11 protein-coding genes are annotated in these 12,325 nt (G+C 40.4%); 3 read left to right on the top strand and 8 right to left on the bottom strand.

The genetic code is table 11. The features are described from left to right. Positions 1 to 38 precede the first annotated feature (38 nt). From NW213_RS05690 to NW213_RS05680, 3 genes are read right to left on the bottom strand one after another with little or no spacing between them, the layout of a single operon-like run. The gene (locus tag NW213_RS05690; RefSeq protein WP_258322113.1) at positions 39 to 755 is read right to left on the bottom strand and encodes a 4'-phosphopantetheinyl transferase superfamily protein; all 717 of its coding nucleotides are present in this window, start codon (positions 753 to 755) and stop codon (positions 39 to 41) included. A gap of 17 nt (positions 756 to 772) precedes the next feature. Then, positions 773 to 2,125 carry a gliding motility-associated protein GldE gene (gene gldE / locus NW213_RS05685; RefSeq protein ID WP_258322112.1) on the bottom strand — a complete coding sequence of 451 codons (1,353 nt, stop codon included), beginning with the start codon at positions 2,123 to 2,125 and terminating at the stop codon, positions 773 to 775. 30 nt (positions 2,126 to 2,155) lie between these two features. Beyond that, on the bottom strand, positions 2,156 to 2,605 hold the full coding sequence (locus NW213_RS05680) for a single-stranded DNA-binding protein (RefSeq protein WP_258322111.1): 450 nt from the start codon (positions 2,603 to 2,605) through the stop codon (positions 2,156 to 2,158). A gap of 386 nt (positions 2,606 to 2,991) precedes the next feature. Here NW213_RS05680 and NW213_RS05675 point away from each other — a divergent pair, with 386 nt between their 5' ends. The 3 genes from NW213_RS05675 to NW213_RS05665 all read left to right on the top strand — a co-directional run bounded on the left by NW213_RS05675 (position 2,992) and on the right by NW213_RS05665 (position 6,624). Further along, positions 2,992 to 3,267: an HU family DNA-binding protein gene (locus NW213_RS05675; RefSeq protein WP_154042832.1), complete on the top strand. Its 276-nt coding sequence runs from the start codon at positions 2,992 to 2,994 to the stop codon at positions 3,265 to 3,267. Between the two features lie 248 nt (positions 3,268 to 3,515). Continuing rightward, complete coding sequence (locus NW213_RS05670) at positions 3,516 to 5,090, top strand: Rne/Rng family ribonuclease (protein WP_235336295.1); 1,575 nt, start codon at positions 3,516 to 3,518, stop codon at positions 5,088 to 5,090. A 160-nt stretch (positions 5,091 to 5,250) separates the two neighbouring features. Beyond that, positions 5,251 to 6,624, top strand: coding sequence for an aminopeptidase C (locus tag NW213_RS05665; protein WP_258322110.1), 1,374 nt, complete (start codon positions 5,251 to 5,253; stop codon positions 6,622 to 6,624). A gap of 94 nt (positions 6,625 to 6,718) precedes the next feature. Here NW213_RS05665 and NW213_RS05660 read toward each other — a convergent pair whose 3' ends face one another. Genes NW213_RS05660 through ispE form a run of 5 tightly spaced genes read right to left on the bottom strand, consistent with a single transcriptional unit; the run spans position 6,719 to position 12,289 of the window. Continuing rightward, positions 6,719 to 7,975 carry a peptidoglycan DD-metalloendopeptidase family protein gene (locus NW213_RS05660; protein WP_258322109.1) on the bottom strand — a complete coding sequence of 419 codons (1,257 nt, stop codon included), beginning with the start codon at positions 7,973 to 7,975 and terminating at the stop codon, positions 6,719 to 6,721. Then, positions 7,968 to 8,501 (bottom strand): nitroreductase family protein, encoded by a 534-nt coding sequence (locus tag NW213_RS05655; protein WP_258322108.1) that lies wholly within the window; start codon positions 8,499 to 8,501, stop codon positions 7,968 to 7,970. The genes NW213_RS05660 and NW213_RS05655 overlap by 8 nt, the downstream gene beginning before the upstream one ends. A 19-nt stretch (positions 8,502 to 8,520) precedes the next feature. Continuing rightward, positions 8,521 to 10,155 (bottom strand): pseudouridine synthase, encoded by a 1,635-nt coding sequence (locus NW213_RS05650; RefSeq protein ID WP_258322107.1) that lies wholly within the window; start codon positions 10,153 to 10,155, stop codon positions 8,521 to 8,523. A gap of 35 nt (positions 10,156 to 10,190) precedes the next feature. After that, positions 10,191 to 11,435 carry a S9 family peptidase gene (locus tag NW213_RS05645; protein ID WP_258322106.1) on the bottom strand — a complete coding sequence of 415 codons (1,245 nt, stop codon included), beginning with the start codon at positions 11,433 to 11,435 and terminating at the stop codon, positions 10,191 to 10,193. 29 nt (positions 11,436 to 11,464) lie between these two features. Then, positions 11,465 to 12,289 (bottom strand): 4-(cytidine 5'-diphospho)-2-C-methyl-D-erythritol kinase, encoded by an 825-nt coding sequence (gene ispE / locus NW213_RS05640; RefSeq protein WP_235354335.1) that lies wholly within the window; start codon positions 12,287 to 12,289, stop codon positions 11,465 to 11,467. Positions 12,290 to 12,325 lie beyond the last annotated feature (36 nt).

Raw genomic sequence — 12,325 nt, 5'->3', positions numbered from 1 at the left:
TGAAAGTTGGATTTTAAATCCAACTTTTTTATTTTGTACTACTCTGAAACACTATACGTACATACAAAATCCTGTGACACATAAAGCTCTATATTCATCTCTACATCATTTCCCGGATCTTTAAATGCAACTGTTTTCAATTCTCCATAAAAAACGCCTGCTTCAGGAAAACTAAAGCCATCCGATTTTGTATATAATTCCGGTATTATAATAGACCTCACCTGTAAGCGCTCCAGAAAGTCCACCCCACTTGAGTCTAACATTTTAAACATCGTTTCTTTAGCAGACCAGAATAAAAGATACATATTCACCATCGCACAGTCCTTTTCATCTTCATCTGTAATAAAAAACAGCCTATTGTCTATCAAAGACATTTCCTTATGGCTGATAAACCTTGTAACTACCTTCTTCACCCTGTCCGAACGATATTCTATATCTATGCCTGTCTCCTTTTCCGGATGCAAAGCTACAGCTACATACCCTTTGGTATGCGATATAGATATTTTGCTTTTACAACCATCAAGATACGGCTTACCCGATTCATAGTGCAACACACGCTGCTCAGCTCCGGTAAGTTCTCTAATAAGAACCCTTACAGCCAAGAATTCAAGCTGGCGGGAATATGATTTATAACTAAAGAATTCGGGTGTAAAAGATTTGTCTGTAAGCAAAGAACGGAGCTCATCCGTGGTTTCTGTAACTTTCCAGATTCCACAGATGGCTCCGTTGTATTCCCATTTCCTTAATATAGGCATATTATCAAATCAATATATCAATCGTTATTTTCTTCTTTTTCAGGTTCCGGATTGACTGTAACCTTGACTTTAAGGATTCTTCTGGCGTCCATTTCCAGAATTTTAAAAACATATCGCCCGAACACTATTTCCTCATTAAGCGAAGGGAACTCACCCTTAACTGCCAGGATAAAACCAGCCAAAGTCTCAGCATCATCAGAAACCTCTTCAAACTCTTCAGGATCTGTCTTCATTATCTTATAGAAATCAGACAGAAGAGTCTTAGCCTCGAAAATATAGACATTGTCCGAAACTTTCACATAAGTCCTTTCCTCATCATCATACTCATCATTGATTTCTCCAACGATTTCCTCTATAATATCTTCCATAGTCACAATGCCGGAAGTACCTCCAAATTCATCAACTACAATGGCCATATGAACCTTGTTTGACTGGAAATCACGAAGCAAATCATCAATCATTTTTGTCTCAGGAACAAAAAATGCCGGACGTATCAGTTTTCTCCAATTAAATTCATCACCTTTTTCCAGATAAGGCAAAAGATCCTTGATATAAAGAATACCCTTTACGTTATCTCTATTATCCTGATAAACAGGGATACGGGAATAACCGTTATCAACTACACATTTAAGAACCTCCGAGAAAGTGGAATCAATATCAAGATCCACCATATCGAGACGTGAAGTCATAACTTCTTTGGCCGTTTCCTCGCCAAAGCGTATAATACCTTCCAACATATTACTTTCTTCCGAGATTTCATCTTTATCGGTAAGTTCAAGAGCCTGAGAGAGTTCATCCACTGATAGTCCCTGAGGCTTCTTATATGCAATCTTATTTATAAAGACTGTTGAGCGAACCAACACAGAAGACAAAGGCTTGAACACATAGCTTAACACATTGAGCACAGGAGCCGCACGCCTACTGAAGGCCAGAGCATTTTGCGCTGAATATATTTTAGGCATTATTTCCCCAAAGAGAAGCAATAGAAATGTAAGTATTACCGTAATTACAAGAAATTCAAGTAACCTTGAATCACCAAAATCGATAACAGACGCAAAGAAAAAATTGCACAGCATAATAATCATCACATTGACGAAATTATTCGAAATAAGAATCGTCGCCAAAAGCCTTTCAGAATTGGCCAGTAATGATTTGATACGCGCATCTGAATTATGCTTCTCCTCATCTATCTCACTCAAATCCGAAGGTGTCAAAGAGAAAAAAGCTATCTCGGATGCTGAGACAAAACCTGAAACATATAATAACAAAATTGCTAAAATAAGAGCAACTATAGCCCCTGCATCAGGGGCAGTAACGGTCACACCGCTAAATAAATCCGCCAAGCGGCATAAATACGAATCCGGGTCCAAAGAATTTAATTTTAGTTAGACATAAGTTATTTAGAAAGGCAAATCATCAGATGCCTCATCCTGTATAGGCGATTGCTGAACAGGTTGTACAGGAGAAGATGCTGGTTGAGGTTGAGATACCGGCTGCTGAGCTCCCTGCTGAGTAGAACGAGGTGTAAGCATCTCCATATTATCACCGAAAATCTCAACTACGTATCTTTTTACTCCATTCTGATCGTCATATGAACGGGAACGGATTTTTCCCTCGATATATAGCTTATCACCTTTACGGACATATTTTTCAGCAGTTTCAGCCAATCCTCTCCACAAAACAATATTGTGCCATTCGGTACGTTCAGGTACCTGAGTACCATTTGCCAATGTATAGGCACGATCTGTAGTTGCCAACGGGAAAGTAGCTACTGCTACTCCACTGTCCAGATATCTCACTTCGGGATCTTTTCCCACATTACCTATTAATTGTACTTTATTTAAAGACATATTCGAAAAAAATTTTAATTCGCATCAAAAATATAGAAAAAAAACGAGAAACCAACTATTTTGTATGATTTAAATTAAAGATACTCTCATTATAACAAATTAATGCTATCTGATAACTATCATGAAATACCGGCAAAACAGTAATAACAAACATAGGAATGTTGAAACAGCACATCAATAGAACAGACATTATACTTATATATAAATATGTAAAGTGTAAGTCATAAAAATGACATCAGAACATATCCCAAGATGGAAAAATCACTGTTTTTCTCATTTTTTTTGTAAAAATGTCGCTAATAAATTTCTTAAAGAACGAGAAAAGCTATATATTTGCAGACCAAAAATTTAGATAAAGTATAACACAATAATTATTTATTAGCGAAATGACTAAAGCAGATATTGTAAACGAAATTGCAAAAAAGACAGGTATCGACAAAAACACTGTACTGGTTACTTTGGAAGCGTTCATGGGTTCAGTAAAAGAATCGTTATCTAACGAAGAAAATGTTTACCTAAGAGGTTTCGGCAGTTTCGTAGTTAAGAAGAGAGCACAAAAAACAGCTCGTAATATATCAAAGAACACTACAATAATCATCCCGGAACACAATATTCCGGTATTCAAACCAGCAAAGACTTTTACACTTTCAGTGAAGGAATAATTAATTTTTTAGTATTAACCCTATAAATTTTTACAGCTATGCCAAGCGGAAAGAAAAGAAAAAGACATAAAATGTCAACTCACAAACGTAAAAAAAGACTAAGAAAGAACAGACATAAAAGCAAAAAATAATTGTTAGTCTGTCCCGACTTCAATAAAGAACAAACTTGCAAAGAACTGTTTCAGTCTTTCGGGTTTGTTCTTTGTCTTAATTAAGAATTTAAACAATTTCCATTAAACCAAGAAAAAGTGACAAGCGAATTAGTTGTTGACGTACAGCCCAAAGAGATTTCTATAGCCCTGCTGGAAGACAAGAATCTGGTAGAGTTTCAGAAAGAAGAAAGAAACCTTTCTTTCTCTGTCGGGAATATGTATGTGGGCAAAGTAAAAAAACTTATGCCCGGACTTAATGCATGCTTCGTGGATGTAGGCTTCGAGAAAGACGCATTCCTTCACTATCTTGATTTGGGACCACAGTTTCATTCTTATCAAAAGTATCTAAAGCAAGTAATCAGTGACCGTAAGAAACTTTTTCCTATATCAAAGGCAAACTCTCTGCCGGATATTGACAAAGACGGTTCAATATCAAATGTCCTCCAGCAAGGTCAGGAAGTAATTGTTCAGATAGTAAAAGAACCTATCTCTACAAAAGGTCCCCGCCTTACATGCGAACTTTCATTTGCAGGAAGATATCTGGTACTCATTCCGTTCAACGACAAAGTTTCTGTTTCGCAGAAAATAAAATCGAGCGAAGAAAGGACACGATTGAAGCAACTCCTTCAGAGCATCAAGCCAAAAAACTTCGGTATTATAGTAAGAACAGTAGCCGAAGGAAAAAGAGTGGCAGAACTGGATGCAGAGCTGAAAGTGTTGCTCAAACATTGGGAAGAAACAATAACTAAGGTGCAGTCTGCTACAAAGCTGCCCACACTGGTATATGAGGAAACAAGCCGCACTGTCGCTATGCTGCGCGACCTGTTCAATCCGTCATACGAAAATATTTATGTAAACGATGAAACCGTTTACAACGAAGTAAAAGACTATGTAGCCCTGATAGCTCCCGAACGCGGGAACATTGTAAAGCGTTACACCGGTCAGCTTCCCATTTTCGACAACTTTGCCATCACAAAGCAAATAAAATCATCATTCGGTAAGACTGTTTCGTACAAAAGCGGAGCTTACCTCATTATTGAACATACCGAAGCACTTCACGTTGTAGATGTGAACAGCGGCAACCGCTCAAAATCTGCCAACGGACAGGAAGCCAATGCCTTAGATGTGAATCTTGGTGCTGCCGACGAACTGGCACGCCAGCTCAGACTGAGGGATATGGGTGGTATAATAGTTGTCGATTTCATTGATATGAACCTTGCCGAGAACCGTCAGAAACTATACGAACGCATGTGTCAGAACATGCAGAAGGACAGGGCAAAGCATAACATCCTGCCGTTAAGCAAATTCGGCCTTATGCAGATAACCCGACAAAGAGTTCGTCCTGCAATGGACGTGACTACCGACGAAGAATGTCCTGTATGTTTCGGTAAAGGTAAAATCAAACCTTCGATACTTTTCACAGATTCTCTGGAAAGCAAACTGGACTATTTGGTCAACAAATTAAAAGTGAAAAAATTCACGTTGCATATACATCCGTACGTTGCTGCTTACGTAAACCAAGGTATGGTTTCACTAAAGCGTAAATGGCAAATGAAATACGGATTTGGTATCAAAGTCATTCCTAATCAGAACCTTGCAATGCTGGAATATAAATTCTATGATTCAAAAGGTGAAGAAATAGACATGAAGGAAGAGTTTGAAATCAAATAAAAAAAGCAAAAAGAAAGAAATCAAGACTGCATGGCTGTCCATAAAACAAGTAAAGGACACCATGCAGTTTCTTTTTTATACAGCACTATGATAAAACTTGCATCATCCAACTAAAAATGCCATCTTTGCAACAGAAACAAAAACAAATAACCATAAACACATGAAAAAAACATTATTCACAGCAGCTCTAGGAGCTATTGCATTAAGTGCAGGGGCACAGCAAATCACTGAGTCAGATCTGAAGGATATACAGTCATCATTCGTGATGGATGCATCTACAAAAGCACTTCAGAACATAATCACAAATGATGCCAACCTGAGAAAACTGTCTCTGAACAGAGATATTCAAGGTGAAACAGACCATTACTTCAAATATAAAGTTGATGTGAAAGGTATAACAGACCAGCAGCAGTCTGGAAGATGCTGGATGTTTACTTCTATGAACGTACTCCGTCCGTCGGTAATGAAACAGTTCAACATCAAGGAATTCGACTTCTCACACAACTACAACTATTTCTGGGATATGTTCGAAAAGAGTAATCTTTTCCTTGAAAATGCCATTGCTACAGCTGATCATGACATGTTGGAACGTGACGTAGAGTTTTATTTCAGAACACCTGTAGGCGACGGTGGCGTTTGGAACCTGTTCTATAATATAGCTGAAAAATACGGTGTAGTTCCTCAGACTGTCATGCCGGAAACTGCACACTCAAACAACACAACACAGATGCGTTCCGTGCTCAACGAACGTCTGCGCACAGGAGGATACGAACTCCGTAATCTGGTAAACGGAAAGAAGGGTAAGAAAGAGATAGCAGAAGCCAAGAAGGCTATACTGAAAGATGTTTACAGAATCCTTTCACTCTGCCTCGGCAATCCTCCCAGCCAGTTCGAATGGAGATACGAAACCACAGCCGGTGAAATCAAGACACTGAAAACTACTCCTAAGGAATTCTATAACATGATCAAACCGGAAAACTACAATCCGGAATCATACGTCATGATAATGAACGACCCTACCCGCGAGTACTATAAGGTTTATGAGATAGCAAACTACCGCAATACATACGAAGGTGTGAACTGGATATATCTGAACCTGCCTAACGATGTCATCAAAAAAGCGGCTATATCTTCTATCAAGGGTAATGAAGCCATGTATGCATCAGTTGATGTAGCTATGTATAATTCTGCCGACGGAGTTTGTCATCCTGAAATGTTCGATTATTCCTCACTTTTCGGAATAAAGCTCGACATGGACAAGAAAGCAAGAATCCTTACAAGAGAAAGCGGTTCGGCTCATGCAATGACTCTGATGGCAGTTGATACAGATGAGAATGACCAGCCATTGAAATGGCAGTTTGAAAACAGCTGGGGCCCTACTGCTGGCCATAACGGATATATGACGTTCACCGACAAATGGTTCGATGAATATTTGTTCCGTATAGTAATAAACAAGAAATATCTTGACGAGAAATCTCTGAAGGCTGCAAAACAGAAACCGATAGCACTTCCTGCATGGGATTATATGTTCTAAAAAAACTAAGATTGTAATATAATTAGAGCCATATCATAACCTCTATAAATTGGAGGATCTGATATGGCTCTTTTATATTTCTATCAGGATGAATTTACATACCTTGCAGCCTGTTCATCAGCGAATCGCGAAGAACTGTATAAGCAGCCATATTCTGCTGACTTACAGGTTTCTTAGGTTGCGACTTGATTGTGAGCGGATTTATAGGCTTTCCGTTCTCGAATACACGGAAATCAAGATGCGGTCCGGTAGAAAGTCCGGTGGAACCTACATAGCCTATCACTTCTTTCTGCTTGACTGAAGAACCGACTTTCAAGCCTTTAGCAAAACGTGACAGATGCATATATGTAGTGACATAAACACTGTTATGCTTAATCTTGACGTAATTACCTCCTCCCCCGGTCTGATAACCTTTTGCTATAACCTTTCCGTTACCGATGGCATAGACCGGAGTTCCCGTAGGAGCCGCATAGTCCACACCATGATGCGCACGATAACGCTTCAGCACCGGATGATAACGGCTATTGGTAAAACGCGACGAAATACGGTAGAAATCAAGCGGAGCTTTCAGAAATGCTCCTTCAAGACTGTTTCCTTTCTCATTATAATACAGTTCCTCACCATCCTGAGTGAACGGAATAGCATAATATGTACTGTCCGAAGCACGGAAAGATGCCGCAAGCACATGAAAGTTCTGCAACGCATTTCCATCGACATATTCCTGTTCGTATATCACACGGAATTCATCTTCCTTCTGAAGTCCGAAGAAGTCGATAGTCCATCCGAATATATGCGAGAGAACTATAGCAAGCTGCGGCGAAGTATTACAATCCTGCATGGCTACCCACAATGAAGAATTGATTTTCCCCTTTGCCTCTTTAGTTCTCCACTCCACAGGGTTCTGACCGCGTGTAACCTTATATTCTCCCCTAAGGTCGAAAACTACATACGATTTCGGATCTTCCTCATAAACAAAAAACTTTGGAGTGGCAAGGCTGTCCTTCGAAGTAAACATTGCATAGGCCCTTCCGCTACGTATCTTCCTTACATCGAATACACCTTCCGTCTTAAGATTCAGATCATGAATATTCTGAGAACTCAATCCATGATCAGACAATATAAAAGACAAATTCTGGTTAGGCTTAACTATACCATACTTCACATTGTATTTATCAACCGGGATACCATATTTGTAAGTAATTTCTTCCACCTCGGCAGAGTCAGTCACCTCCACTTCATCAAGCGACTGCTCTTCGGTTTCTATAGAACGATAATTGTTTACTGTCAGTACAGCCACAAGTACCACGGCTACAGCTACCAGAGCCAATATTATTTTCTTCTGCTTATTCATACTTGTTCCAACTGCTCATAGTGTTAATGTCTTTTCTGATTTTATTTCTCGTCTCACCATCAGGATAACCCAATGTAATCAGAAGCGGAACTCTCTTGCTGCCTATACCTAGCAACTTCTTCACCTTCTTTTCATCGAACCATCCAAGGATACATGTTCCCAGACCAAGTTCTGCAGCCTGAAGACAGAAATTCTCTACCGCAATACCTACGTCAAGAAGAGAATACTCCTTATCCTTAATTACGCTACCTATACGTGCCGTAAAATTCATTTTCTCCAACACGACAGCCACAATTACCGGACTTTGCACTGCAAACTTGTTCATTCCCATACCTGCCGCAGCCGATGCCATCTCCGGAAGCAATCGCGGATCGTCCACCACAACAAACTTCCATGGCTGACTGTTGCATGCCGACGGAGCCAGTCTTGCAGCTTCAAGGCATTTGACAATCTTTTCTCTATCTACCGGAGTGTTCTTATACTTTCTGTCACTCTGACGTTTCTTTACTAAATCTAAAAAATCCATATATTATCATTTTTAATTATTACAACGTAAACGGACTTGGAGAAACTATCTCTATCTCCTTATCCGACACCGGATGTCTGAATACGAGTCTTGATGCATGAAGACACAAACGTGAAGCCGAATCGGGATTACCATAAAGTTCATCTCCCGATATATGACATCCGAGGCCTGAGACATGAGCCGAATGTACACGCAACTGATGAGTCCGACCGGTATGAGGCTTAAAGACGACTTTCGCCCGTCCATCCTTTATACATTCCACCTTATATTCAGTTATTGCCAGCTTGCCATTCTCAAAATCAACCATCTGTCGCGGTCTGTCAAGGGGATTCAGGCATATAGGCAAATCTATGATACCAAATTCCTGCGACGGAACGCCATCCAAAATGGCTACATATTCCTTTGAGATACTCCTTGTCTCAAACTGAGACTGCAACCGAGCATGGACTTCCTTGTCCTTGGCAGCGAGAAGTATCCCCGACGTAGCCATATCAAGACGATGAACCACCAAAGGACCGGTAGCGTCAGGATACATCAGTCTTAACCTCTGCTGTACAGAGTCCAAATCATTCTTTCCAGGCACCGAAAGCATACCCGACGGCTTCTCTACCGCCACTATCCATTCATCCTCATACAAAATCTTAAGCGGAGTATCCTTAAACAAATCCTCTGCCAATGGATTAGGCTCCACATCAAGCCCTACGAGCATATGTTTCAGTATAGGTTCGCATTTACCTTTGCATGAAGGATAAAAATAGCCGTCGTGACGAATCTCATCCTTGGGCGACATTCCGCACCAGAATTCACCCATAGCCAACGGCTGCAGGCCATACAGATAAGCATACTGCAAAAGTTTAGGCAAAGCGCACTCCCCTGCTCCTGCCGGCGGTAATCCTTGAGGAGTATCTTTGAATATCTCACACAGATCTTTGCGCTCACCCTTTGCGTTAAGCATATTAAATTGCCTGAACAGCCACAATTGCAATGCAGCCGAACGAGTCTTTCTCTCTTGCTTCAACAGCAATATCTCTGTTTCAAAACCTTTCACCCGCTGCCCTACTTCATTCAGTCTTTCCTTCCATGAGTTTTCCTGTCTCTTATATTCAGCCTTTTGGAACTGACTCTCACGAATCATGGCATCTAGTTCTTCAGGCGAAATATTACCATTAGCACGTTTTTCGTCTCTCTCCTTTTTGCTCCTCTTCAGTTCCTCTTTGGCAGATGCCAAGAAAGAAGATGACTGGAACTTTGTATCTTCCAGCTCTTTCTTTGCCAAAATATAAGAATCACTCTTCGATATATCGCTGATACGCCTGTTCAAGGCTGATATTTCCGCTTCCTCCTTCCTGAAATAGCCGTCAGGATTCAGCAGGTCATATACTGGTGGAACGAAGAAATCGTGCATATTGCTGCCGGCAAGATTTCCCGAAAAGGCAGCTAGATAACCGATACTGCCATCTGATGTCTTTACTATCAATACACCAAACATTTTGCCTTTGCCGATTTCATCCTGCCAGTCAAGTCGAGTGGATAAATAAGACCGAACCTCATCCGCTGCTATTCGTGTCAGCGGATGAGGTGTATAATGAAAAGGGAATGTAAATTTCTCTGGTAGAGAAATTCCCTCAATATTCTGTTTGAAAAAATGAATCACTTCTATCTATCCTCCAGATTCAAACAAATGGTGAATTATAAATTATTAATCCAATTGGCAATATCCTTCAAAACTTCTTCGGAGCAGGTTTCTTCTATATTATAGTAATCTACAGCAGTCTCAGGTTTACAATGTTGAAACAGGTGATTAAGTCCCGGATATTCCTTTATAAGGTTCTTTGGATTCTTATCATTCAAAAGCCGTCTGATATTACCCAAATTACTTTCCGAAATAACCTGTGCGTCATTGCTACCGTTTATTGCCATTACGGGTATTGTTATCTGCTTCAAATCACTTTCAGGATTATAATCCATAAAGAATTCAAGCCATGGCTTTTTGGGCTGCACAGACATTTCCTTTCTTATAGTATTTACACTGACATTAGCCGGTATTCCCTTCAACTTCAATAAAGCATTCTGCTGTTCGGCCAATAGTGTATCTCCCTTAATTCCCGGACCAGCCATACTTACAATGAAATCCGGTTTCTTATCTGCCGCAAGCATAAAAGCTATCATTCCGCCTTCACTATGACCAAGGACACCGATCTTTCCGAATTTTCCACTTTTCCTAAGCCATTGCAAACCGCAATCCGCATCCTCGGCGAAATCTTCGGAAGTAGCATTCGTGACATCGCCACCAACTGACTTTCCTGTTCCCCTGTCATCATATCGCAAAGACGCTATACCGCATTTGGCCAGATAATCAGCTATCACAAGAAACGGTTTATGTCCAAAGACCTCTTCATCGCGGTTCTGTGAGCCACTTCCGGTAACCATTATCACCACCGGCACTTTTTTATTCGGATTGTAGCCTACGGGATATGTCAGCGTTCCTGAAAGTTTTGTATTAGCGTTCACATTACTGAAAGTAACCTCCTCAGTACCATAGATATACGTCACTGTAGGTTCTTGAGGCCTGTTCGGTTTATTTACATCTCCATGTCTAAGTTCAAGCGGGAAAGACATACCGAACTGATTGAATTTTCCTTTAATCGCCCCATCGATAAGTTTTCCATTATAAGTCATGTTTATAGCAGCCACGCTCAACGAGACGGAATCTTCTGTCAAAATCTGAAGATTTACAGGAATACCGACAGCACTTTGCGCCGGAACATCCATCTTGCACGACTGCTTACCTCCCTCTTCATTATGAAAATGAAAAACGATTTCCAATTTCTGGTTTGCCGCAGTCAACAAACCTTTCCACGTACCGTTTATCACCTGTGAGTATGACACAGATGCAGCAGACATAAGCAACGCAAATAGAAGAGTTCTTTTCATTGTAGAATTTCAGTTTTACATATTAAAGTTTAGAACATTTCTCTCTGACGACAGAAACATCCGGCAAACTTCTCATCCACATTTTCTATAGGCTGACGGAAAAGTCCATAGACAGAGGAGCCTGATCCGGACATGGAAGCATATACTGCACCCAGATCGTACATCTTATCCTTAATGGCAGCAATCTCAGGATACAGTGCGAAAACACTGTCCTCAAAATCGTTTACCATCACGTCTTTCCACTTCTCCACAGGCATCTTTATTATCTCTTTAAGGGAAAGTTCCGGCCTGTGAGGCTTGATTTTCGAAAAAGCGTCACGTGTTGATACGAAAATATCAGGCTTTACCAATACTATATAATAATCTGCCAACGAAAGTTTGACAGGTTCAAAGATATTACCTATTCCGGTTGCAAATACAGGCTCATTGCGCACAAAGAAAGCACAGTCAGCCCCAAGCTTTGCCGCATATTCTTCCATCTTCTCCAGACTCAGCCCCAAAGCAAACTTCTGATTGAGCATCTTAATCATAAAGGCACAGTCAGAAGAACCGCCTCCAAGACCCGCCCCACTCGGTATATGCTTGAAAAGATGAATATCTACAGGAGCAAGATCGAAATCCTGTTTCAGGAGTTTATAGGCCTTGACCACAAGGTTATCATCCGGATTGCAGTCAAGAACATTACCCTTCATACTGATTTTATAGTCCTTACCCTCCTCTTCCAAAGGTTTCACTTCAAGGGCATCCTGAAGATTGATAGGGAAAAACACTGTCTCAAGATTATGATATCCGTCCGGACGTTTCTCGACGATATTCAAGCCCAGATTTATTTTGGCATTTGGAAATGTTATCATTGTCGTAGAATTTATAATTTCTTCAAATATAGCACT

It is taken from the genome of Bacteroides sp. ET336 (assembly GCF_024733815.1).
Lineage (GTDB): Bacteria > Bacteroidota > Bacteroidia > Bacteroidales > Bacteroidaceae > Phocaeicola > Phocaeicola cellulolyticus.
Note: the sequence above shows the minus strand (reverse complement) of the source record. Positions and strands in the feature narration are given on the sequence as shown.